This is a genomic window from Wolbachia endosymbiont (group A) of Anomoia purmunda, assembly GCF_947251545.1.
Lineage (GTDB): Bacteria > Pseudomonadota > Alphaproteobacteria > Rickettsiales > Anaplasmataceae > Wolbachia.
In genome coordinates this window covers 1,065,849-1,091,525 of record NZ_OX366362.1, presented here as the reverse complement: position 1 = coordinate 1,091,525, position 25,677 = coordinate 1,065,849, and the positions used below count along the sequence as shown (strand labels likewise).

At 33.8% G+C, this 25,677-nt stretch carries 19 protein-coding genes, 2 tRNA genes and 1 pseudogene; 7 read left to right on the top strand and 15 right to left on the bottom strand.

Going from position 1 to position 25,677, the window contains the following annotated elements; translation table 11 throughout:
• Nucleotides 1-2 precede the first annotated feature (2 nt).
• The 7 genes from sucC to hemF all read right to left on the bottom strand — a co-directional run bounded on the left by sucC (nt 3) and on the right by hemF (nt 4,903).
• Nucleotides 3-1,154 carry an ADP-forming succinate--CoA ligase subunit beta gene (sucC, locus tag OPR57_RS05760; RefSeq protein WP_265036242.1) on the bottom strand — a complete coding sequence of 384 codons (1,152 nt, stop codon included), beginning with the start codon at nt 1,152-1,154 and terminating at the stop codon, nt 3-5.
• A 29-nt stretch (nt 1,155-1,183) separates the two neighbouring features.
• On the bottom strand, nt 1,184-1,384 hold the full coding sequence (rpsU, locus tag OPR57_RS05755) for a 30S ribosomal protein S21 (RefSeq protein ID WP_096617268.1): 201 nt from the start codon (nt 1,382-1,384) through the stop codon (nt 1,184-1,186).
• A gap of 199 nt (nt 1,385-1,583) precedes the next feature.
• Nucleotides 1,584-1,657: transfer RNA gene (locus tag OPR57_RS05750), tRNA-Pro, on the bottom strand.
• A gap of 217 nt (nt 1,658-1,874) precedes the next feature.
• Nucleotides 1,875-2,561, bottom strand: a complete 687-nt coding sequence (locus OPR57_RS05745; RefSeq protein WP_265036241.1) for a 16S rRNA (uracil(1498)-N(3))-methyltransferase — start codon at nt 2,559-2,561, stop codon at nt 1,875-1,877.
• Nucleotides 2,562-2,589: 28 nt separating this feature from the next.
• Nucleotides 2,590-2,661 (bottom strand) — tRNA-Glu (locus OPR57_RS05740).
• A gap of 45 nt (nt 2,662-2,706) precedes the next feature.
• Nucleotides 2,707-3,996, bottom strand: a complete 1,290-nt coding sequence (locus OPR57_RS05735) for a hypothetical protein (protein WP_265036240.1) — start codon at nt 3,994-3,996, stop codon at nt 2,707-2,709.
• Nucleotides 3,997-4,078: 82 nt separating this feature from the next.
• On the bottom strand, nt 4,079-4,903 hold the full coding sequence (gene hemF / locus OPR57_RS05730) for an oxygen-dependent coproporphyrinogen oxidase (protein WP_265036239.1): 825 nt from the start codon (nt 4,901-4,903) through the stop codon (nt 4,079-4,081).
• A 160-nt stretch (nt 4,904-5,063) separates the two neighbouring features.
• Here hemF and OPR57_RS05725 point away from each other — a divergent pair, with 160 nt between their 5' ends.
• The 3 genes from OPR57_RS05725 to OPR57_RS05715 all read left to right on the top strand — a co-directional run bounded on the left by OPR57_RS05725 (nt 5,064) and on the right by OPR57_RS05715 (nt 9,325).
• The gene (locus OPR57_RS05725) at nt 5,064-7,544 is read left to right on the top strand and encodes a response regulator (protein WP_265036238.1); all 2,481 of its coding nucleotides are present in this window, start codon (nt 5,064-5,066) and stop codon (nt 7,542-7,544) included.
• 90 nt (nt 7,545-7,634) lie between these two features.
• Nucleotides 7,635-8,477, top strand: a complete 843-nt coding sequence (locus OPR57_RS05720) for a ParA family protein (RefSeq protein ID WP_006280226.1) — start codon at nt 7,635-7,637, stop codon at nt 8,475-8,477.
• Entirely contained in the window at nt 8,474-9,325 is an 852-nt protein-coding gene (locus OPR57_RS05715) for a ParB/RepB/Spo0J family partition protein (RefSeq protein WP_265036237.1), read from the top strand. The genes OPR57_RS05720 and OPR57_RS05715 overlap by 4 nt, the downstream gene beginning before the upstream one ends.
• A gap of 157 nt (nt 9,326-9,482) precedes the next feature.
• On the opposite strand, the gene OPR57_RS05710 is transcribed toward OPR57_RS05715, so the two are convergent.
• Nucleotides 9,483-10,247, bottom strand: a complete 765-nt coding sequence (locus OPR57_RS05710) for an SDR family oxidoreductase (RefSeq protein WP_265036236.1) — start codon at nt 10,245-10,247, stop codon at nt 9,483-9,485.
• Complete coding sequence (locus OPR57_RS05705; protein WP_265037573.1) at nt 10,234-10,992, bottom strand: YihY/virulence factor BrkB family protein; 759 nt, start codon at nt 10,990-10,992, stop codon at nt 10,234-10,236. The genes OPR57_RS05710 and OPR57_RS05705 overlap by 14 nt, the downstream gene beginning before the upstream one ends.
• Nucleotides 10,993-11,184: 192 nt before the next feature.
• On the opposite strand from OPR57_RS05705, the gene OPR57_RS05700 reads away from it, so the two are divergent.
• On the top strand, nt 11,185-11,523 hold the full coding sequence (locus OPR57_RS05700; RefSeq protein ID WP_265036235.1) for a TrbC/VirB2 family protein: 339 nt from the start codon (nt 11,185-11,187) through the stop codon (nt 11,521-11,523).
• 177 nt (nt 11,524-11,700) lie between these two features.
• On the opposite strand, the gene OPR57_RS05695 is transcribed toward OPR57_RS05700, so the two are convergent.
• Entirely contained in the window at nt 11,701-11,844 is a 144-nt protein-coding gene (locus OPR57_RS05695; RefSeq protein ID WP_265036234.1) for a hypothetical protein, read from the bottom strand.
• Nucleotides 11,845-12,065: 221 nt separating this feature from the next.
• Here OPR57_RS05695 and OPR57_RS08180 point away from each other — a divergent pair.
• Together OPR57_RS08180 and OPR57_RS05675 are read left to right on the top strand one after the other, a co-directional pair.
• A pseudogene (locus OPR57_RS08180) lies at nt 12,066-13,014 on the top strand (IS110 family transposase).
• 243 nt (nt 13,015-13,257) lie between these two features.
• Nucleotides 13,258-14,205: an IS110 family transposase gene (locus OPR57_RS05675; RefSeq protein WP_265036231.1), complete on the top strand. Its 948-nt coding sequence runs from the start codon at nt 13,258-13,260 to the stop codon at nt 14,203-14,205.
• A 181-nt stretch (nt 14,206-14,386) separates the two neighbouring features.
• On the opposite strand, the gene OPR57_RS05670 is transcribed toward OPR57_RS05675, so the two are convergent.
• The 5 genes from OPR57_RS05670 to OPR57_RS05650 form a co-directional block, all read right to left on the bottom strand.
• On the bottom strand, nt 14,387-16,342 hold the full coding sequence (locus tag OPR57_RS05670) for an ankyrin repeat domain-containing protein (protein WP_265036230.1): 1,956 nt from the start codon (nt 16,340-16,342) through the stop codon (nt 14,387-14,389).
• Between the two features lie 18 nt (nt 16,343-16,360).
• Nucleotides 16,361-20,668 (bottom strand): hypothetical protein, encoded by a 4,308-nt coding sequence (locus tag OPR57_RS05665; protein ID WP_265036229.1) that lies wholly within the window; start codon nt 20,666-20,668, stop codon nt 16,361-16,363.
• 89 nt (nt 20,669-20,757) lie between these two features.
• Entirely contained in the window at nt 20,758-21,981 is a 1,224-nt protein-coding gene (locus OPR57_RS05660) for a hypothetical protein (RefSeq protein WP_265036228.1), read from the bottom strand.
• Nucleotides 21,982-22,009: 28 nt separating this feature from the next.
• Nucleotides 22,010-23,299 (bottom strand): hypothetical protein, encoded by a 1,290-nt coding sequence (locus OPR57_RS05655; RefSeq protein WP_265036227.1) that lies wholly within the window; start codon nt 23,297-23,299, stop codon nt 22,010-22,012.
• A 685-nt stretch (nt 23,300-23,984) separates the two neighbouring features.
• Complete coding sequence (locus tag OPR57_RS05650; RefSeq protein ID WP_265036226.1) at nt 23,985-24,290, bottom strand: hypothetical protein; 306 nt, start codon at nt 24,288-24,290, stop codon at nt 23,985-23,987.
• Between the two features lie 155 nt (nt 24,291-24,445).
• Between OPR57_RS05650 and OPR57_RS05645 the strand changes: the two genes are divergently transcribed.
• A complete protein-coding gene (locus OPR57_RS05645; protein WP_406831635.1) occupies nt 24,446-25,639 on the top strand; it encodes an IS4 family transposase in 1,194 nt (397 codons plus the stop codon).
• Nucleotides 25,640-25,677: the final 38 nt, after the last annotated feature.

Genomic DNA, 25,677 nt, shown 5'->3' with positions numbered 1-25,677 from the left:
CTTTATTTCACCTCTTTTACTATCTTTTGCGCAGCTTCATCTAGCTCATCTGCAGCAATAATATTTAATCCCGACTCTTCTAAAATTTTTTTTCCTTCTTCAAAATTAGTACCTGATAATCTAACCACTAGAGGAACTTTGATGCTCATTTCTTTTGCAGCCGCAACAATTCCACTTGCGATAATATCGCAACGCATTATACCACCAAATATGTTAACCAAAATTCCTCTTACGTTGCTATCAGACAATATGATTTTAAATGCTTCAGTTACAGTTTCTTTACTCGCTCCACCACCAACATCCAAAAAGTTAGCAGGCTCTGCTCCGTAGTATTTTATTATATCCATTGTTGCCATAGCAAGACCTGCACCGTTTACCATGCAACCAATACTGCCATCCATTTTGATGTAACTGAGCCCATACTTTGAAGCCTCTATCTCTTCTTTCACTTCTTCATCATAATCACGAAGTTCCATAATTTCTGGGTGACGATATAAAGCATTGTCATCGAAATTAATTTTCGCATCGAGCGCAATAAAATCTCCAGAATTTGTTTCAACCAGTGGATTAATTTCAATTTGGCTCGCATCAGTTGCAATAAACGCATCATATATATTTTTTGCAACATTTGTTATTTTTTCTATTTGTTCTGGACTCAAATCAAAACTGCTGCTTAACTTGCTGCTATCAAAACTTGTAGCAGAATCAATGTCAAATTTCACAATTTTTGCAGGAGAATTTTTCGCCACTTCTTCGATGTCCATTCCACCTTCTGAGGAAAATATGAATATTGGCCTACTGAGCTTCGGGTCGATTACCAGGCTTAAGTAATACTCTTTCTTAATGCTTGAGCCTTCTTCAACATATACTTTTCTTACTTGCTGCCCGCTTGGCCCTGTTTGATGAGTAACTAAAGTCATACCAATCATATCCTTTACAAATTGTTGAGCTTCTTCAGCTGACTTTGCTAGCTTTACGCCACCGGCTTTACCTCTACCACCTGCATGAATTTGAGCTTTAACCACAAACATGTCAGATTTTAATTGACTTACTTGAGTCTTTACTCCTTCCGCAGATATAGTGACAAAACCTTTTGGCACCGGAACATTAAATTTATACAAAATCTCTTTTGCTTGATATTCGTGAATATTCATAAAACAACCAATGATAAACTATTAAAAAATTACCAACCGTAACGCTGCCTTCTGCATTCTTGCTGGTGCCTCTTTTTTCTCGCTTCAGCTTTCTTTTTAGCTGTTTTTTCTGATTTTTTTTCATGATATTGTTTTTTCATCTTCAACCCTCTTCCTTCCTTTTGAATTGTTTTTTTCAATACTGGAAGAGCTCTGTCTACATCACCATAATGGACTGATACTTCAATCAAACTCTATACCTCCTTCGGTAATCATTTCAAAATTTATTTATAAATTAGAAAACTAACATTGTCAATTATTTTATAAACTTGAGCGTTAAAATGTAATATGCCGTAATTTACATGGCAAATGATGTCATTCCAGTGTCAGCTACTTGCTTACTGATGGAAATTGCTCTTATGTTACAGCGTTCTTACAATCGTACTAACATCGGGGCGGAGAGATTTGAACTCCCGACCCTTTGGTCCCAAACCAAATGCGCTACCAGGCTGCGCTACGCCCCGACTTCTTTACTCAGGTTATCAATAATTCAGGCAAAATGCAAGGTTCATTTGTTTATTTTAGAAAAAATATAATATAAGATTTAATATTATTTTAGAATATGTTTTTTATTAGCTCCTCTTTAGTAGCAAACTGCTTCGCAGGTGGCCTATAGAGTTTAGCGCGTGCAACACTGAATCAGATTTCTCTATGGCCCAAACCTTAACCATATTTAAAAATCTAGCTACACCAATTGGTGAAAGTTAGTGCAGCAACCACAGCAGTATCGACCCTTAAAATTCTTTTTCCTAGACTCAATTTTTGACAAAACTTATCGGCAAGATCAAGTTCATAAGATGAAAAACCACCCTCAGGGCCAACAATAATAGCAACATTTTTTTTGCCTTTCAGCACTTTGTCAGCTTTACCTGTTTCATCACATAAAACAAAATTTTTACTCTGGGAATCAGGTAACTCACAAAAGTTAATAGGAGGCAAAATCTCTGGTATACTCATCCTACCGGATTGTTCCGCAGCTTCGATTGCCTGTAATTTTGCTCTACTTAGGTTAATGTTTTTTACTACTGTACGTTCCGTTGAAATAAATTGAATGCAGGTTACTCCCATTTCAGTTGCCTGTCTTACTATGTTGTTCAAAGCAGCACTTTTTACCATGGCACAATACAGGTATAAATTTTCCTCATATTGCTGTTGTTTGGTACATTCTTTGAGTGTAACTTTTGTCAATTTACGCGATATATTAACTACTTCTCCTAACCATTCTCCATCTTTTCCATTAAAAAGAGAGAGATTATCATACTTCTTAAGCCGCATTACATTGCAAATATAGTGACTTTGTTGTGGATTAAGTGCTAAACTCACGCCTTGTGATAAAGCTTCTTCAACATAAAGCCTAATTTTTCCCATTTAAAACTTTAATTATATTCTACCTGAGTGACTCTTACGGGATTTGAACCCGTGTTACCACCGTGAAAGGGTGGTGTCCTAACCACTAGACGAAAGAGTCAATGCGAATTAACTCAAGTTATATTGATTATGCACATAAAGTCAATTATTTTATGGCACAAACGTCTTTCTCTATGCCATATTCAATATTCACTGAATTTACTTCAGAGTTAGGGGTGTTAAGTTTTATTCCTAATTGTTCAATTTTTGTATCAGATTCATAGCCAGAATCATAACCTGAATCCCGACTCTCATATTTTTGTTTTATTTCTTTTACACTAAAGCCAGCCTTGGTCTTGATTTGCTGACTTACCGGCTTATTAGCACTTTGCTCATTTAGCTTCACTTGCCAATCATTCACTTTATCTTGCACTAACCCATGGCAAGTTCCAGAATTAGCTTTTATGTCTTTTGCTTTTCTTTCTGCTCTTTTCTTGGACAAATCTACCCTAGCATAAATAGGTTCTGACGACTGTTCTGGCTCTTTCTGTTTTAGGCTAGCAGGCTTTTTTTGTTCTGAAAAATCATCTATAGTGCAATAAATAGGTTCTTCTGATATACTCAAATAACCACTATCGTCCAATGATAAATTTTCAGTAGATTTTTTATGTGAATCATATATTTCAGCATAAATAGACTCTTCTGATACATTCAAATAACCATTCTCCCCTAATGAGTTACTAACCTTAGTGTCATACACCTCAGCGTAAATGGGCTCTTTTAAAAGAAAAGTATCATAGCCAGTATTCTTTGATTTATACTCAAAAGTTCTAGGAGGTTTTTGAGGTGGTATTACATTGTTGTTCACCTCAGCGTACATAGTTATTGGCTCATATTCAAAGGTTCTAGGAGGTTTTTGAGGTGGTATCATGTTACCAACTGAGTTAGCCTCAAGTTTCAGCTTTACTACTTCTTTAAACTCATCAAAACCCTCTCTTTCTTTGAAAATGTTCAATATTTTTTCCTTTTCTGGAACATTTCGAGGCATTGCACCATTTATTACTAACTCACCAAGTATTAAACAACATTTTTCCTTATAGTCTTTGAGATACTCCTTACCTAGAACCGGCATAACCTCTTTCTCATGAGCAAGTGCTCTTTCGTAATTATAGATTACACTTCCTATACCGTCGCTGCCTATTGCATTAACGTTGGCGCCAGCATTAATAAGTAATTTCATTAAATCATAATCAAGACTTTTTACTGCATGTCCTAAAGCCTGATTTAAAGCTTGATTATTATTTATATCAAATGATCCTGTATTCTTGAAAGGCATAATCTTTGAAAAGAATTTTCTAAAACTATTTAATGCATCATAGAGAATTAGAGTCAGTTTAACACCTTTTATGTCATTGTTTTTGACAGATTTAATTAAAAAATTATCTATTATACCCATGATTATACCCCTCTATATAAAAGCTCACTACCATGGTACAATTTTAAACTATGATGATTTATTTTCTACTAATAGCAGCTCTCTATAACCACTTAACAAGTGGTGGCATTGACATCATAATTGCATCTGGATTGCCGTCAGTCATTAAACCAAACCTTGTGCCACGATCGTATAACAGATTGAATTCTACATATCTGCCACGTTTTATTAATTGATTTTCTCGTTGTTCTTTTGTCCAAGATTTTTGTATATGTTTACGTATGATGTGCAAATAAATTTCCAAAAAGGCTTCACCTACTGCTTTTGTGAACTCAAAATCATTTTCCCAGTTGCCAGAACTCAGATTATCATAGAAAATGCCACCAATACCACGCGGCTCTTTTCTGTGTTGTAAGAAAAAATAGTTGTCACATTGCTCTTTAAATTTTGGATAATATCCGGTGTCAAATCTATCACATGTCATTTTGATTGATTCATGAATATACTTGCAATCTTCTTCATTTTTATATATTGGCGTAAAATCCATTCCTCCACCAAACCATTGTTTTGAAGTATATATCAGCCTTGTGTTCATATGTGCTGCAGGGATAAGGGGCGATTGCATATGAGACACTAAAGATATACCGCTTGCCCAAAACTCTCCGTTACTTTCACTTGCACCAGGAATCTCATTAATGGCTGAATCTGCAAATTTTCCGTGTACTTTTGAAACGTTTACTCCAACTTTTTCAAAAACATTACCAAAAATAATTGTAGATTCACCACCTCCACCACCTGGGCGATCCCACTTTCTTTTTTCGATCTTTGGCTCTGCGGATGATTGTTTTTCAATTGATAAGAAAGATTCTATAATCTTATCTCTTAGTGCACAGAACCATTTAAATGCTTGTGTTTTTTGTTTTTCCATAATATCCTGTTACTAGCTTATTAACATTGTTATATCTGATACTTAAGGAACTTAATTAGATTTGGATGGTAATTATTTATCAAAGACGTTAATAAATCTATAATAATTAAATCAATATAATAGAACATTTTCGTATGTACAACAATGCCAAGTAACAATAATGAATAAAAGATACATAGATAACAAAAAAGAGAACAGGGTTGACTTCATACTAAGAAATTATGGAATGTCAATTGTTGTGATGGCAGTTATTATGCTCTTACCTTCAGTAGCAATATCGATACTCTACTTTTTTGATATATATAGTCAGCATATTAATATAGAGATTAATTTATTAGTTAGCATTCTAACAACTCTCTTTATGATATATAATGTAAAACGCTACAGATACCTACTTAATACTATAGAATTTCAAAATGCAATATTTGCAAATGCACTAAATCATAATACAGAATTTTGCCTTATTTTACATAAAGATGAAGGTATTATTTATGCTGATGCAAGGTTCTACGAAAGGTTGAAAGATCATATAGATGATGACATTACGTTAGGCAAGATTCTTGAAATAGGAGATGTTTCAGAAGCAGACAAAAAAGTACTCTATCATGCACTAAAAAATAACTCTTCTGTACAGGTATGCATTTCCTTAAACAAGAAGAATAGAGTATCTAACTTTCTTTTGCTCTTTGAGACGATACCAGATAATCCCCAAATTGCTATAAATAGTAATAAGATTTTAAATTTATCATTAGTGCCAATAGCAAGGCCAGATGGGTATTTTGTATTAAAAGCAACACAAATAAACAAGGAGCAGATATATGAAGAGTTAATAGAAAAACACAGCATAGGAACTTACATTGCAAATGCCAAAGGGGTGATTTTATCTGTAAATAAAAGATTTTTAGACATATTTGAACTGAAAAAACTGGAAAAAGGTAGCTCAATCAGTGATTTTATATCTCAATCTAAATATAACAATACAACAACCGATAATGAAATTTTGTTTTTTACTATAAGTGGTATTCCATTCAAGGCTTATATGAGCACTGCTATATTTTGTGATAAATACAACCATAGCTATATATATGGCTTTATAACACCAACCGAATCAAATATTGTTGATTATCAATTACACCCTTGTTTTGCAAATTCATCAATTGCTATTGCACAATGTGACATAAACGGCAACTTTGTAAAGAAAAATACGGCACTAATAAAGCTTGCAGGGTCAGATAATAATTCAATCTTTACATTGATACTGGATAGTTATCATGTGAAAATACGTGAATATTTTTCGAGTAATAGAATAAATAATGCGTCTTTTGATGTACAGCTCAACGGCGGTAATAACATAAAAATATATTTCAATAAGTTTCTTCATAATAAAATGATCTTCATACTTTGTTATTTTATTGACAATACTGAACACAAAAACCTAGAGATAAAGCTTGAGCATTATCAAAAGATGCAAGCTATAGGGCAGTTAGCAGGTGGTATTGCGCATGATTTCAACAATATATTGACTGGGATAATAGGATTTTGCGATTTGCTTTTACTCCAGCATTCAGCTGGTGATCCATCTTTTGGAGATATAATACAGATACAGCAAAATGCAAAGCGTGGATCAAATTTAGTAAGACAATTGCTTGCTTTTTCAAGAAGACAGACCTTGCAGCCAAAAATTATTGATGTAAATAGAACTATAGCTAATCTTTATGAAATGATAAAAAGATTAATAGGTGAAAATATAAAATTTAATATTTATTATGGTAGAGACTTGGGTGCTGTTAGGGCTGATCAAGGGCAATTAGAGCAAGTTATACTTAACTTAGCAGTCAATGCTAGTGCTGCTATGGAAAAGGGCGGAGAATTAACTATACGAACCTTTAATCAAAAGATTGACTCATTAAATTCTACATCTCAGGATATGTTTTCTCCAGATAAGGAAACGATCGAACATGGAAATTATGTTGTGATTGAAGTAATTGATACTGGATGTGGAATGACAAATGATACAATTGGAAAGGTATTTGACCCATTTTTTTCTACCAAAGATATTACCTCTGGTACAGGTCTTGGCCTCTCTACTGTATATGGCATTATTAAACAAACTGAAGGATACATCTATGTTGCTAGCAAAGTAAATCATGGAACTAAATTTAGCATATTTTTGCCCATGGTTTACATATCAGATGAAAATCTGAGAGAGGAAGATAGTGAAGAAATAGAAAGACCGGTAGTAAGTGAAATTAAAGGTAATGGTATGATTTTATTGATTGAAGATGAAGATTCAGTAAGGGAATTCATTGCTAAAGCACTAAAAAGGAAAGGATTTGATGTAATAGAAGCAAGCATAGGCAGCGAGGCGCTAGAAATAATCAGTAAAAAAAGTCAACACATAGATCTTATAATCACTGATGTAATCATGCCAGAGGTGAGCGGCCCAGAAATAGTTAAAGAAGCATTGATCCATAGGCCAAATATCAACGTTATTTTTATTTCTGGGTATGCAGAAGATGCTTTTTTAAAGAGTGATGACATCAATATAGAAGATTTTCACTTTTTGCCAAAACCATTCACTCTGAATGAATTAGGAAACAAGGTTCAAAGTGTGTTACACAAAGCAAAAAAGACAGTCTAATTTTAGTGTGGTTAACAACAAAAAAATTTTCTAATGCAAAAGTTTCTTGCATATATACAATAGAATTATTTTATACATAAGATAAAAGGCGTGAGCAAGATTATTGCAATAGTAAATCAAAAGGGTGGAGTTGGCAAAACCACAACTAGTATAAATTTATCGACAGCCTTTGCTGCTGTGGGAAAAAGCACTTTATTGGTAGATCTTGATCCTCAAGGAAATGCTAGTACAGGACTCGGGATTTCTTATCGTAGTAGGGAAGAAAAAAACATATACAAAATACTACTAAGCAGCGAAAATAAATTGATAGAATCGGCAATTTTCAATATAAAGGAAATTCCAAATTTATCACTAATTTCGTCAGTAGTTGATTTATCAGCTGCAGAAATTGAATTATCGCAACTTGAGCGAGGAAAATTTGTACTAAAAAGCGCATTAGAGAAAATTCGCGATAATTATGAGTATATAATCATCGATTGCCCTCCATCGCTTGGACTTCTAACCATAAATGCCTTGACTGCTGCTAATTCTATTATTGTTCCTCTTCAGTGTGAATTTTTTGCTCTGGAAGGATTAAGCCATTTAGTTAAAACTGTAGAACTGATAAAAAGGAATAACCTAAACCCTTTTTTGGCAATAGAAGGGATAGTGTTAACAATGTATGACAGGCGTAACAAACTCAGTGAACAGATTAAAAACGATATTTGCCAGTATTTAAATGATAAAGTATACAAAACTATCATCCCATTGTATGAGACTGTTATTCCACGTAATGTACGGTTATCAGAAGCGCCTTCTCATGGAAAACCCGCTATTGTGTATGATCTTAAGTGTCCTGGTGCACAAGCATATATAAGTTTGGCAAGGGAAATTTTAAAAAAGCACGCGAGCAGTTGTAAGGAGAAGAAGCTAGTAAGCGAGGGCGTAGTATGAAGGATGATAGACGCCTCGGCAGAGGTCTTGCCGGTCTCATAGGCGATAATTATGATAATAAAGAAGATCGACAAGAGTATTTGCCTATTTCATTACTGCACCCAAGCAAATTTCAACCGAGGAAACATTTTGACGAGGAATCATTAAGAGAGCTTGCAAGTTCAATAGAGAAAAACGGCATTATACAGCCTATCGTGGTACGCAAAGATTCAAATGATGATGGTTACGAAATAATAGCTGGGGAACGTCGTTGGCGAGCAAGCAAGATTGCAAATCTTGATAGTGCGCCGGTTATCATAAAAGATCTGAGCGACAAGGAATGCTTGGAAGTATCCATTATTGAAAACATACAAAGGCAAGATATTAATCCAATAGAAGAAGGTGAAGCTTACAGAAAACTGATAGATGAGTTCTTCTATACACATGAGGAATTAGCTTCAGCTATAGGCAAAAGCCGCAGCCACATAACCAATATGATTCGGATGTTGTCACTTCCCTGTAGGGTGAAAACAATGATCAACGAAAAAAAGTTGTCTATGGGTCATGCAAGAGCGTTGATTAATGTTGAAAATGCGGAAAGTATTGCAGAAAGAATAGTTTCTCAAGGCTTAAGCGTTAGACAAACTGAAAAACTGACAAAGGACCTACATCAAAACAACAATCAAAAAGAGCAGAAATATACTAGAAATCAAGATATGACGGTAATAGAAGGCGCTATATCTTCTCAACTTGGTTTAAAGATCAAAATTAATGACAACAATTCTAAGGGTAAAGTTATGATACGGTATAATAATCCAAATGAATTGGATCTAATATTGAAAGTTTTGAATAGGAAACTTGAGGTATAGCTAGTAGCTGCGAGTAAAGCAACAAACCAATATCAACTGTTGGTGTCATCCCAGTACTCCTTTTTTTGTCATCCGAGTAGCTGACTACTTGGATCCAGAAAAAAGAATGATGTCATCCCAGTGCTTGACACTGGGATGACATCCTTTCTAGTGTAATTTATTCAGGAGATTTGCTGAGCGGTAAGATTTCTCCTGACATGCTGCAATCGTTAGAAGCTAATTCCACAAATTTGTCTGTTAGTTTATCAGGTGACACCAATTCAGGTGTATCTTTTCCAAGAAATGCCTGCTCACTACCCACAGGTCCTTCCGTGTATACAGCATTTACACATAATTTTGTATGTTTTGTCTCAGATGCATATATCTGCACCATTATTTCCAGTGCAACTTTACTCGCAGCATACGGCATCCAATATGGATAAGAGGAAGGAGAAAGTGTCACCTCTGAGGTCATGAATATCGCTCTTCCAGCATTAGACTTTTTTAGCATTGGATCTAAGTTTTTTAGTAAGTACCAATTGGCAGTAAAATTTGTATTCATTACGTTCTGTAGCTCTTCAATCTCATAGTCGTGAATGGGGTTCAGTTTCCCTAAAATTCCAGTACACGCAACTAATATATCAAGTGCTCCAGATTCTGATAATTTCAGGCTTTCTATCATGTTTGTCAGTATCTTTACATTCTCAAAGTCTAAAAGATCAAGCTGAATTAGTTTCACAGAGCCTTCTTTAAATTCTTCAAGCTCTTCAATTTCATTATATAGTGGCTTGAGATTATCAAGAGATCTTGAAATCAGAATCACACATGCACCTTCTCTTATAAACCTTTTTGCAACAGCAGAACCTATTTCACCTGAAGCTCCGGTGATTAAAGCTACTTTACCTTCTAACTTACCCATTTCTTTCTCCTTAGCGAGATTCATTGAAATATTTTAGCTGAAAATTAAATTTTGCTCCATATATAAAAATCAAACTTAGCATATAAAAAAATAGTAATGACACTACCATACCACCTAAACTTCCATATATCAAATTCAGTTGATCAAAGGAAGCTTTTAAGTATTGCTTGAAAGCTGAAGCAGAAATTGTACAAAGAATAACAGCTACACAAGATCCGGGAAATACGTCTGATAAATTTTGTTTTATGTTTGGTAACATAAAATATAGCCAAGAGACTACTGTGAAAAGTACAAATTCAATGAGCAGGTATTTAGTATAACTTAGCTCCTGATAGGAAAAATCAATTAGCATTGGCACTAATGTAGAGAACGCTATAGTTAGAGTTATAATAAGCGTGATCACTAAAAATTGTAATATACTGAGTACCCTTCTCCATATATAAGGCGGCGAAACTGGAATTTTATAAGCTTTGTTCAATACTGTTCTTAGCCCTTCAATTGTTGACGAGGCGGTCCAAACAGCACCTACAATTGCCAAAGTTAGTAAGCTTTGCGGCGGGCCTGATATTATCTCTCTAATACGCGGCATCAAAGATGCCAAAATATCCTGTGGCATGTTATCAATGATAAATACCCAGCCAATGTTATACTGGTCTAAAAAACTTGCAAATGTTGACGCCACAGCCATTAAAACGATGAGAAAAGGAAATATCGATAACAGGATTAAAAATGACAAATACCCTGCGTGCTCCACTCCATCATTATAAATTGTGTCAATCAAAGCACGATAAAGGCAATAAACGATGCTGTAAAATTTCTGTAGCACTGTAATATAAACGAACCAAGAAAAGTATTCTAAATGAAATAAAGGATACTTTTAAGCAAAAAATCCTCACCGTTTACTTAAATTTAATCAAAATGATAGATAATCCAGCGTTAAATAGAAATTATCGGAGGCGTAATGAAAAATTTTCTTCTACTTGTGGCTTTAATTCTTTCCTTTGCATTTGATGCACGTGCTGATGATGATGCAACAACAAGTACAATATGTAACATAATAAACTATACTAAAACGCTAGGTGGGCCGATGATCACAGTAGTGATAATTGGTGCAGCTTTGCTTTCAATATTTGGCAGAATGCCATGGCCTGCACTTTTTGCACTAGGCATGTTTACTGCTGCGTTTTTTGGTGCTCCTTCAGTTGTAAAGGCAATAACAGGACAAGAGGTATGTAAGACAACTAATACAACCCCTGTTTGCACTCCTCCTAAAATATTGCAAAATGGAATATGTCAATAGGTAGTACAGTTTCAGAAAAACACTGGCTAAATGGTGCTTCTTAAAGGAGCACCATAATTATATGACATCATAAACCTTTACTGAAGCTTTTGTTACATCTTCACTTGAAAGTGGTCAAGCTGACCACTTTCAGTGTCTATGATTACCTAATAAATTCTCTTTCTGTAATCATATTAGTTAAAGTTTGGATTCCAGCGTCACGCGCTGCCTTTGTGTTTGCATAGCTGTACGAACATTGAGATATAAGAGTAATTTTACCAAGAAAAAAGATGTCATCCCAGTGCCTTGACTACTTGGATCCAGGAAAAAGAATGGTGTCATCCCAGTGCTTGACAGTTGTATCTTTATGATGTGAGGCATTAGAGCTAAAATACCTCACAGGGAGGGTGAAGCTGATGCGACGCTAATGCCATTAAGGCCGAATCCCAGATTTTGCTTCCCTCCCATAGAGTTAAAGACTGAACAGTATCTTTTGGAATTATATCCCGTATTACAAGGTTAGTCTAAACTCTCAGTTTATTTATAGTCTTGGAGGGAATTTTATGCAAGTAAATGCTATTTTGGGTGTGGATATTTCAAAAAAGAAATTTGATGTTTGTTAGTGGACAGTAAAAAACGACACAAAGTCTTTCAAAATAATCAAGATGGTTTTGCAAAACTTGTAGTTTGGTGCAATGGCCATGGAGCAAATCTTACTCATTTATGTCTTGAAGCAACTAGTTGGTATGGAGAAGATTTGGCTACTTTTATGCACGATTTAGGACATAATGTCAGTATAGTAAACCCAGAAAGCTTTTGGCAAAAGTGAGCTGCTCAGAAATAAGACAGATAAATCAGATGCAGCTATGATAGCTAGATTTTGTATCGCCAACAAACCTGCTCTTTGGAAGCCCATTGCACCTGAAATTAGGCATTTGAGGGAGCTTTACCGTTGCATGCAATCGCTAAAAGATGATAAGGTGCAACAGACGAATCGCTTGGAAAACAAAAATATGCATTCCAGTTGCAAAGAAGCTATATCTAAAGTAATTTTGGCAATAGAGGAGCAAATTATTGTTCTCGAAAAAGAAATTAATGAGCATATAAATAACTATCCACATCTAAAAAATATGGTGGAAAACCTTAAGACTATAAAAGGTATAGGATATCTTACTGCTGTTGCTGTTGTCGCAGAAATGCCATCAGTTGATAACTTTGACAATGCTAAACAATTTACAGCTTTTGCTGCCAAGACATTATCAATCGGGATCATCAGTAAGTAAGAGAAGTTGCATATGCAAAATAGGATCTGAGCGCGTCCGAAAAGCTCTTTATATGCCAGCTATAGTAGTCAAAAACCATAATAATCATTTTCAAAAGTTTTGTCAGCGTTTAGCAAGTAAAGGCAAATGTCCAAAAGTCATAGTTCTTGCGTTAATGCGAAAATTAATGCATGTATTTTTTGGTATTCTTAAAAATAATCAACCATTTAATTGTAATTTAGTTGGATAATTTGTTTGACAGCAGAGACAGTTGTAAGTTGGAAATGTGATATAAAAAGAAGCAAGAAGGAAGATAACTCTATAAAAATGTGGTTATCGCCAGGCTTGAGCGACCGTAAGACGGTAGTATTATAACATACGTAGATATCAAGGTACTCAAGCCTATCCTTCGAGACGTTTGAATAGTTGTTTGGGACATATATATGCACCCGTTTACAATCTTAAATTTTAACTTAAACTCTCGAGGTTCTTTATGGTTACATCTTATCAAAATTTTATTGGCATTGATATCGGAAAACTTGAATTTGTTACTGCAGTTAATGAACAAAAAGGTGTCATCAAATTTGACAATAGTTGTGTTGGTTGGAAACAATTCTACCAAAAATTTTCAAATATCTTGCCCAACTCCATGGTAATTTTAGAAGCTACAGGAGGTTATGAGCTTGGCTTATTGTATTTTCTTATTGATAGAAACATTGCTGTGCATCGTGCTAATACTCGTCAAGTTAAAAACTTCATTCTATCTCATGGAACTTTGGCAAAGACCGACAGTCTTGATGCAAAAGCGCTTGCCCAATATGGTTCTGAGCGTTGTGGACATCTGCAGCTATTTACATCTATCTCAAAAGAACAAACCACCTTGTTTGCACTTTGTCAGCGTCGTGACGATATTACGAAAATGCTTGTTCAAGAGAAGAATAGGCTAAAAACTCCTGGAAATGATTACATTAAGGAAAGTTGTCAACAAGCTATTGAATTCCTCAACAACCAGATAGAAAAGCTTGATCAAGCTATACAAAAAATAGTCAATGAAAATCCTGAATTGCAACGATGCCAAAAAATTCTTGAAACAGTCCCTGGAATAGGTAGAAAAACCTCTCAATGTTTATTGTGTCTCATACCGGAACTTGGTTCTTTAAATAAAAGGCAAATTGCAAGCCTTGCAGGTGTTGCGCCTCATCCTAAGGAAAGTGGTAAAGCTATTGGCTACCGAAGGATTATAGGTGGAAGAAGTAACGTTCGTTCAAAGCTTTTTACAGCTGCCATGGCTGCTGCAAGGTCCAAATCTGCACTTGGTGCCTTTTATTCTAAGCTTATTGAAAGTGGTAAGAAAAAGATGGTGGCTATAACAGCTCTAATGCGTAAAATAATAGTGATTGCTAATGCAAGGCTTAAAGAAGCAGTTAATTTGCATATTTAAAAATTTACATAGCAATAACTGAAATTGGTTAATGAATATGCGCGTCCACACACATTAAAAGCGCATATTCATTAACTTAAGCAGAAATTGCTGTGGTGGCTGTTTGATACAAAATTCTGTTTCTATAACAAATGGGTTTTTATTGCCCATATGAAGTTGCAAAACTACAAATAAAAAATTTTTAAAAAAACATAGTTGATACCATTCGTCTATCATTATCATAATTAAAATAGTTACTAGCAGCATATAAATGTTCATTAAACTCAACATTCACTATACGAAAGCTATCACCATCAAGCTGAATCTTCCACACACCTTGTTTATCATTTTTCCCAAGAACCCAAGTAAACGCTTTCCTCCTTTCTGTGTCATAATTAAAACAATCAACAGCAGCATATAAATATTCATTTTGATAAGTATTTTTAATACATACTTGTGACGCAAATACTGCATTTCTCACTGATTTTGGCAATCTGCTTTTTAGTTTCTCAAGGTTAGATCTTTCTTCTTGATGAACATCAGGATAGTTCTTCATCTCGATTGCTTCTTTAACATAGTAAGCTAACTTAAATACTGCACCATTATTTAAATCATTATTCCTTTGCATTGCATCAAACACAGCTATATAAGCTGAAATAAGCTGATCAATATAACCATGACTTCGTACACAACTTAATATTTTTTTTGTATCTACTTTTCCATACACGTCATTTATAACTCCCCTAATTGTATCATCGAACAACTTTCCATCTGATTTATAAATTTCATTAGCAAGTTTATTAACTGAACTATACCCATCATGCAACATGCCATCCTTTAGCTTCTCTTTTGCTACACTTTTTATTGAGTATCTTAACTTCTCTACAAAAGACTCTGCCCATTTTTTTACATTAGCCGCAGTATCTGCTTGGTTAATAATTTCGTTCTTTACGCCCTCAACTACTCCTATCATCTTATATGGATCATTATTTTTAACCTCAATACTCATATTCCTATCAAGAAAAAATTTGACCATACCTAGGTCACCACTATAAGCTGCTACACGTAGAGGTGTTCTACCATCATTATCTTTAGCCCCAATATCAGCACCTTTATCCACAAAAAACTTAGCTATATTAAAATTGCCTTGCTGAGCAGCCCAGTGCAGAGGGTTACAACCATGGATGTCTTTATCTTTAACACTAAAATGCTTTCTATCAAAAAGAATTTCTACTATGTCCAACCTACCTGCTCGAATAGCAACGTACAAAGGTGTTAATTCATGCCTACTTTCAGTATTAATACTTTCAATTTTTCTAATTAAATCTTTAGCTTCATTAATATTATCTCGCACTACAGCATCAAATATTTGCTCTTTTAATAAAGTTACTTTCTCCTTATTAAACTCCTCTATAATATCCTCTGAATTACAAGCAGAGACTATGCATTTCAAATTAGAAACCATCGTATCATTAAAAGCAAACATCATTTCCCTTGCTGGTTGATAGGTATTCCAATTTTCTACTTTTGCTAAGGTATTATTCTTATGTGATAACACTAAACTATCATCAGCAATCTCTGTATCAAAATCCAATATAGACTTATCTCTAAAGTCAACTAAACCAACATCATTCTTATTAGTAGGTTGATTATGATAAATTTGTAATCCTTGTTCCTCTGGTTGATAGTATCTGAAAGAGCTAGGATTGATCTCTAGATGCTCAAGCCTTAAGTTTGTACTATCGATTTTATAAAGCTCATTGTTTATTCGTAATACAATTTGTTGATTCTCTGGATTTTTAAAATAATCAACTAAACCAATGGATAAAGACCATTTAGTACCTTTACTATCAAATATTGTAATATCTTGTATCTCTAAACTATCCTCTGTAAGGTCAGAGATTGATTTGCCATAACATTCATTTATATAATCCCTTTTACCTTCTTCTATGCTTATACTATCAACATCTGTTACACTTAACTCAGCAAAATCAATGATACTATAAGGTATAGGTACTGCTTTATTTTTTATTTTTAAATTGAGCCTTATTGGCGACGACGAAATTTTACTATTTAATGTATCTGGCAGTTTGATAATATACTGGTGTTGCTCTTTCTCTCCTTCTATTGTAATGTCCTGATAGTAATTACACAGCATCAGATAGTCATCATAACCTTAGTTCCGTCCACCATTAAGGTATTTCTGATAACTACTTGTAACGTCAGAGCTACTATAGCTAAAATCAACAATGACTTGACCTGAGTACATACTAGCAATTATTACTTTTTCACTAGGTACCCCCATGTGATTTTTAATAACTTCTACTTGAGATACTGGTATGTCAAAATTATTGTTATTGACAATATCTTTTGCAATTTGGTAACTATCAAGTAATTCTTGGTCTAGAATACTTGCTTGTATAAATGCTTTTAACTTTTTTGCACTATTTTGTATTACCTCTCTACTAATATCACTTCCTGAACTTTTCAGCTCTTGATATCTAATATCTTCTATTGTATCAGACAAAGACTTATCTTGTATTGCAACAGACTCTGTTATTCCATTGCTATTTACTTGAATTACTAGATTTTTAAAATCATTGATTTTAGTACTTGAAACAATACTTTGTGTATTATTAGCTAAAACATCTAAGCTATAGCCGACCTTTTCTATATCTTCACTTATTCCCCACTGTGTGATATTAGCAACTTGAACCTTTATTATGTCAATATTTCCTTTTATTTTTCCTGTACTGCCCAAATCACTTACTATCTTAGCATTATCACTATCTTCATTAACAACAAATATTGTTTGCTTTAATCCCCTGTTATGCACATTTTCTTTGTTAACTACTCTAACTTCATAATCTTTGTCTGTGCAGTTAAATGAATTCTGCCAGACTTCTGCATTTTTTACATTAATCAATCTTGTTTTACAGTGAGTAGTAATATTTTGCTTGCTGTCAGAATTAGACACATAGTTATATGTGTTAACCAATCTTATGTTATTACTATTACCATAACGTATAGTTCCACTATGCAAATTTGCAGCGATATTATTAGCTTTAACATTCATTACTAGAGTATTTTCTTTTCCTGGTCCACCTTCAAGAGTACCAGACATATAGTCATTAATAATAAAAATAGTTTCATTATTTTTTGAGCCAACATAACGTATATTACTACCCTCTGAAATATGCATTACTGCTGGATAATTTGCTGCTGCTGTTAATGTTTTAGATCCTGAAATATATAATACTGATCCTTTAGGAAATGTTTGCTTTTTTGTATTACCAGGATCTTTCCTTTTTGGATTAGTAAAGATAAAAGGTTCTCCTGAGAGAGTAAATGTCTGCTGGCATTGCTTATGTTCTGCACCAATGTTACATGGGAAATGCATATCACCGTACTTATTTCGTGTATTAATTACTTCACTGCATTGAGGTTTTTGTGTTTGCTTTTTTAATGGTACACTTACAATCTTTAGGCCAAGATTTTCATATTCATATTTAGTTAGATGAGGGATATGTTTTGCATCTGTATTGACAATATAAACTTTTTCCTTTTCATATGATTCTTGTAAACATTTATTTGCTATAAAACTCCCTGCAGGAAAAGCAATTGTTACAAGAACAGGAAGTGTACATTCAAATCCTTGCATACTCAGAGTATAAGGTATCATAGGCAATGCTTTGGATATCTCAAGTGAAGACAGATCATTCTTCACATTAGAAGCTGTATTAATCCCGTCAAAAGAGATATCATTATATTTATTTTCTAACTCACATCCCCATACACACCCACCATACTGCACACATGTAGGACCTGTCTTCCTAATTATCTCACTATATTTCTCTTCAATGGAGATTACGTATTGTACAACTGCAGCTATGTCATAATTATTATTTAACAGTTTAATAGCTGCTTCTTTTACGTAAGTTAAATAACCTTTTATTCTAATTGTGTCTTCATATTCTTTTTCTACATCCCTTCCTGTAAAAAACTTAATCACCCCTGCAAAAAATACTTCCGCTTGTTCACCACCAGGTAATAGAGGTACTTGTTCTGCTATCGCTTTGGTATACTCCATCCTTTCATAAATTTCTACACCAGTTGTTATCAACACATCAGCAACCATAGTAACTACTGATGCCCTACCTAAAACTTTGCCTGCAGCAGATAATCCTCTTAAAACCTTAGTAGTAGCACTGACACTTTTTATCGTAAAACTAACTCCCGCACTTATAGGCCTTATGCTCATGCTTGCTAGTTTTACACCACTGCTAGCTGTCCAATAATAATTTAATGGATGATTATTACCTTGAGCTATTTCGTTTATACTGTATCCAAATTGATAAGCAATGGTTGCAAATGTAATACTTTGAACTACAGGATTACTGATAACCTTAACAAAAGCTTGACGTGCAGGCCCTGGTATTTTACCAATCAGTTTTCCTACTTTACTACTAGGAGAAATACTTACACTCGTCCTAACATCATCCATAGCATCTAGTATACCATTGATACCAAATACTTGCTTTAAAGCATCATTATTATGTCGTCCAAGTGTTGCTGTATCACCTATACTATCAAGCAAGTCATATATAGCCATCATGGAAAAAAACTTTCCACCTTTTGCTCCTTTTATTTTCGCTGAATCAAATTTATCACGATCAAACGCAATTCCTTTTTCTTGAAGGCTGCTTTCTACATTACTAATATAATCTGCAAAAACTTTTTCACCAAGATCATCAAAGTGACTTTTAAACCTGTCGAAAGTATCTTCCCTAACTCCTTTTGCTAATAAGTTTTGTTTAATTTCCTCTACAATATTATTGTAATCTTGATTAGTTTGAACATCACCTATGTCTTCAATGTATTTTTTATTCTCTAACAACTGCTTATCATTTGATAGTTGATGTAATTTATTATGAATTTTCTCTCTTTCTGCATCTGTAGTAAAATTTTTAATTATATCATCGAATTTTACTTCATAGCCATCGATGCTTAAATAATACTCAATATTTTGTCCTTTTATTTTTTCTTTTATAACGCGATCCTTATCTCTGCCTACTTTTACTAAGATCTCAATACCATCACTATAATCATCTACAAAATATCTTTCTGCATTCTTCATTTCTACAATATCACCTATTATCAATTTTTTATCATTACCATTGTTATCTTTTACTTTTACATATACATCAGTCCTATCAGCATTGCCTATCATATCAAACACTTGCTCACGACCTATATCTACAATTTCATTAGTTAAATCCTTAGCATTATCAATATCAAATAGCTCTTTAACACGTTGCTTTTTTTCTTCCTTTGTAACCTTTTCTTCATCACGTGAATCTATGCATGGTATACCTATATCACGTCTTTTTCTTGTTGCACATTGGCTAAAACTAAAAATGGAGCTATGAACTACCTTAACAGGAGTAAATTCATCTTTACTTACTAAAATAAGAGAATTTGCATTACTCGCCCCTTTGTCAAAAATAACACCCATAAAAGCAACTTTGTTGCCATCTGTGAGCGTTTTATAAGTAACACCTTTTGTATACTCTTTAGTTATTTGATCATTTGCTTCTGTTATTAATGCATCAGCTGTCTTACCTTCCCTTGGTCCTTTAACCTCCAATCCTACCGGATCATACTCTTTAGCACTGCTGGCTTGGTTTGCAAACTTAACACCATGAACTAGCATATCAATGTGTTTTCCCCTACCTGTTTGAAACTCTGTTAATATTAACGCTCTATCTTCTTGTTGTGGTTCTCCTAGCTTGATATCACTATAATGGTCAAATGCTCCATACAATACTGCCTGAGTATGTGCTTCTTTTTCTATTAAACCTTTAAAAGGTAATATTGCCTCGCCTACTTTGCCAAATAACTTCTTGTACTTACCTATTGATGAAGATTGATCTTGTAAAGAAGCAAGCTGAGATACTAGTACTTCATCAAATGTTTTCTTAAAATCCTTAGGGTAAGGAACATTCTTAAAATCACCTTTAAACTTATCAGATTTTTTACCATTATACTCTCCTAGAGAAATAGGCTCATTAACTTCAACACTAAAATATTTTTTAAAATCTGATTTTTGTTCTTTTATATTAAAATTAAGATTTAATTCTACTATCTTTCTATTTCCTATCTTTTGTTCAAGTTTATTAAGAGGAATGCCTTTTTTTAATATTTCAGCTTTTCCATCTGATTCAACAATATTCATTACATAAGCTGATTTTTTATCACTTTCTGGAACAAATACCATTGTTACAACTGCATGACTTTCATCAAGCCTAGATGACTCAGCTAACTTTTCATCTGCCTTCTTGGCTGCTTGGCGTTGAGGAATACCTCTACCTTTACTTTCTAAACGAACTTCAGTAGGTACGTTTTCTTCATAAACAAAAATATGTTTTTCAAAACTCGTCTTTAAATCCTTAACTTCATTTAACAATAGTGATTGTCCTAACAAAAATCTACTAAAATAATGATTATCTCCCTTCTCTCACGTGCCAGGAAATGTATGATATACACGTTCTATATTATTTTGAATTTGCTTTTTTAACTCTCCTTCATCAATTTGACCACTGTTTCGTTCATCAATAGATCCCAATATATCATTAAAAAGAGTATACTTTTTTGATCACGTGACTTAGAAACGATATCTGAAATGGGAGATGGATGATCAAGGTTTACACCAACACATAAAATATCATTTGCAGTAGTTAAAACTCTCATTACATTTGGTTGAAAGCCTTTAGTATAATCCTCTGCTTGCTTTAAAGCAGCTGCTGGTGTAGTTTCACTCTTTCCTCCTATTTTACCTTCTTTTAACTCTTGTTTAGTAGCAGCTTTTAACTCTATAGCAATAGGAATAGCATATAATGCTCGTTCTTTACCACGAGGCACTAAAACAATATCAGCATAACCTCTTCCTGCAAATTGCTCTAGATAAACTCTAAGATTATGTCTATAGCGAAAATTTACAAGAACACCTGCTACAAACCCATGATGCGCTGCTTCTCGTGTTCCTTGAGCATAGGTAAGTGAATTCTTATATTCAGAGTGAATTTTACTAACTTTTTTTAGAATATTTTCAACAGGCTTTTTCACTTTTTCCACATCAGGATTAGTCAGCTTAGCTATATCACTTTCTGGATTATTCCATAACCCCTTTTTTATTTCCTTAAACTCATGTGTTGCAGAAGTATTCTTATCCAACTTGTCATCTTTTACTTCAACAGATATTTCCCCTGTGGCTTTAACAATTTTTACTAATTTAACTTTAAGATCATCTTTAGCACTTCTCACATGTTCATTCTGTGCAGGTAAATTTGATTGACCCAGTATCTCTTCTAGCTCACCATAGGTAAATTTTTTACTCTTACTATCATTCTTACCAAACTCTGAAATCACAAAAAGATTTACCTTCTCAATCGCGCTTTTCTGATTTGTAATACCACCTTTTCTTATAACAGCCACTTTCAGAGTTTTCGAACCATCAAAACTAAAATATATTTTTTCAATATCTAGCTTTTTCGCAATCTCTGTATCTATCAAAGTAGAAAAGCTTCCTAAAAAGAAATGCGGAAAAAACCCTTCTTTACCTACTGAATGTAAATATGATGGAATTTGATCGATATATGACTGAAACCTTGCTTTGAAAGATTCAAAATCACTTCCTTGTTGAGTTGAAGTACTTGGACTAGCTCCTGCATTTGAACCTACTTTTCGAATCAACAACTCTATTAATTCAAAACCTTGTGGTTTCTCTTGATTTGGCACAAAATCCTCCAACAATATATAATGTTTTTTACTTGCCTAGTCTTACATTGGACTTACCATACGTTTTTCTAACTTCTACTTCAACTAAATCACCACTTGGACCAGGTTTGTTCTTTTTATCAAGCCCTTTATCAGCAGACTTACCATAGGCTAAAAACTTACTTAATGATTCATTATCTCCTTGCTCTAATATAGAACGTATATCATTTGCTTTTTCAGAAGACATGAACTCCTTGATTTGTCTAGAACTAGCCTTATCTAACATTGCCCATACTGGCTCCGTAAAACCTTTTTCAACCAAATGCACTGAAAATTTTCCTTGAAAAGAAGAATCTTCCATCATTTCCTCGTCCAATGTGAAAGTACGATGATTATCAAATCCTTCTTTTTTCCACATATGCATAAAAACTTCCACACCAGCACCTAAATAATGCTCTGGACAGTCCTTTATCATGAATTTCAACCAAAGAGAGTAATCATCTTCTGAAATTTCACTTGATTTTAAACAATCAAACAATTCCTGAAATTTACCAAAATTGGGCATATCTTTCATTTTATTCAAAGATCCATAATGATCATTTTTCTCTAAATCTCTTCTTAAAAGCTCTGGATATCTATTAGGACTTACCTGACTCAGGAAAAACTCAAATATATCAGGACAAATGCGAAAACTAGGTCCTGCCGTATAAGCTGCATTTTTCATCAAGATCTCATCCTTCTTTTGTGCACTTATTTCATCTTCAGGCAAAGATTTTATCTTATTCCAAAAGAACTCAACTGCTTGAACTTGTCTGCAATCTATAGCACAGTCAAGCCCATACTCATATATATGACGACCTTTCAAGTTCAGTTTAGAAGCATAGCCACCAACAAAATGTGACCAAAACCTCCCTAAAGCACCTTCTCCGAAACACCCAATTAAATGCTCATACTCTAACAAGCTACTTTTACCTTGAGCTAATAATTCTTCCTTTCTTTCCTCAAATAAAGCTCTCACATCCTCTTCTAAGCAACACTCACATGCAATTTTATACCTTTTCGCATCAGTAAACGGGTTATCTGACTCTGGTGGCAAGATAAGTTTCTTACCTACCATTTGTCTATTGAGCTTCACCCTATGTAAATTATTAACTTTCTCCCAACATTCTTCATCAGACAATACTTGTGCAATAAAATTATGTTGTTTTTTGCCACCTCTTTGATGCAAATGCCAGTTTACATAGCACCAACGTTCAATTTGAAGAAGTTTAGATGCTCTATAAGGAGCATCTTCTCTAATACAAGAAAATAAAACCTCTGGAATATCTCCACGGTCCATAATTACCCTTCTTTGAAAATGAATGAAAAAATACTTTGACTCTTAACCCTCTCACCTACCATAATGAACTAGCCTCTATTATAATCTAAGCATATTACTCTGTCTTTAAAACTTGTCAATCACTATTTCAGAAAAATTTTCTAACCTAAAGTGATTTCGGCAAAAGGCTTTAGCAGACTCACTATATGACCTTTTATTTATTTTATATTCTGTTTTTGTCATACGCTTGTTAATTCTTTCACAAGCAAAATAGTGTTAATTTAGCAAAATATATTATTAATACTTTAAATAAAATAGCTATTTCCAGCACTCAAAACCAAGGGCGGTGAGAAGTGTTTTTCTTGGGATGCGTTGGTCTACCACACGATACATATGAACTTTTTAATATAGTGATTTTGCTATACGCTAAAACTACCCATATTAGGCCATTTCATCAATATCTACATACGAACTGTTTTGCCTAAGCTTATTGAAATAATTTAAATCTTCTATTTTTATAACCTTATTTTTACGCGGCTTGTTCTCACAAATATACGATCTTTTTTGCAATTTTTAAAAGAGTCAATAATTGAATTTTTTGTGATGCTAAATGAGAGAACTTTTTGAAAACATTCTACCAATAAAAAAGCTTGTATCTCCTACCTAGTGCTCTCCCTTGCATACTTGAAAAAACTACTCAAAAAACTTATACACTAGCCTCACTGCCTCTCCCAATTCCTGCGCTTGCACCTTGGCTTACATTCACATCATCTAAAGCAGTTTCTGGATCGACTCCCATTCTTTTTAACATTTCTTCAAGTTTTGCTGCCCTTTGAGCCTCTTGTTCTGCCCTTTGTTCTGATGATCTAATTCTAACTTCTATTTCTTCTATGCGCTTCCTTATATCGTTTGATTCTTCTATTGCTTTTTTTGTTCTTTTTTTCTCTTTTTCAAAAAAGGTTTCTTTTTTCTCAAAATTTTTTTCAAGCAAATCTGTTAACTGATTTAGCACAAAAACTGATATACTTCCTATTTCTCTCCTTTTTGGATTGCCACCGTTGTAATACCATACGCGTCAAGTTAAGGAAAAGTGTAAGTAAAATTGATAGAGTGAAGGAAAAGAATAAGGTATAAGTTCTCTTGGATATGTGAATGAGAGAACTTACAATGGACAGAATAGCTTGCTTATCAAAAGACCTCAATGAATTCTTTAATGAAAAAGCAGACGAAATATCAATTGCAGTAGGTTTTATAAAAAGAAAGAGAAAACTTAATGGCTCATCATTCATAAAAGCTATGGTTTTTGGTAACATAGGAGTTGGTGATTGCAGCATAGAAACAATGTGCCAATTGCTAAATGAAGACTCGATAGAAATTACAAAACAGGGTTTGGATTATATTAGCCTGCCCAGTAGCATGGAAGATATGTACAAAGGATATGGGAGTAGCTATAGAGATTGTGAGAGTAATACCAAATCAGGAATAAAGCTGCAGTTAGTCTTTGATTACCTGAACCAAGCGCTAGATAAGTTAAATTTAATAGAAGGAATAAGGTCGGATCAAGGTTATAGGGATTATCTGAACGGTTTATCAGCCAATGATTTGCTAATATTTGATTTGTGCTACTTTGTGCCTAGTTCTTTTAAACAGATTGATGAAGCAGGTGCATATTTTGTTAGTCGTTATAAGTCTGATACCAATATATATGATATAGAAACAAATCAAAAAATAGAGTTGTTGGAATGTTTAGAAGGTCAATCCCTTCTAGAGATGGAAGTGCTATTAGGAAAAGAAGTAAAAATTAAAGTGAGAATTATATGTCAAAAATTAACTGAAGAACAGTCTATAATTAGAAGAAGGGCTAATAAGTTAGCAAAATCACATGGATATACATCTTCTCAAAAGAATCAAAAATTGCTGGATTGGTCGATATTCATAACTAACGTTCCAGAGAGTAAAATCAGCGCTGAACAAGTATTAACAGTTTACAGGGTAAGATGGCAGATTGAATTATTATTTAAATTGTATAAGAGTCACATCAGGCTTGACGAACTTAAAGGAAAACCATACAGAGTATTATGTGAACTATACGCTAAATTGTGCGCAATTCTTATATTTCATGGAATAGTTGGTTGTATAAAACTGAAAGAGAATACAGAGCTGAGTTTAACAAAGGCATTCATTGAATTAAAAAGAAGGATTAGGGAGTTGTTTTTAGCGTTAAGCAGTAAAATTAATAATTTGAGAATTTTCCTGAAAAAACTTACCACAGACTGGTCACAATTTTCTGTGAAAGATAGATATAGAAAAACTAGAGTATCCACCTTAAGTTCATTGAATTTTCTTACCCTTGCTTCTTAACTTGACGCGTATGATTGTACAAACATTGTGATTTAGGT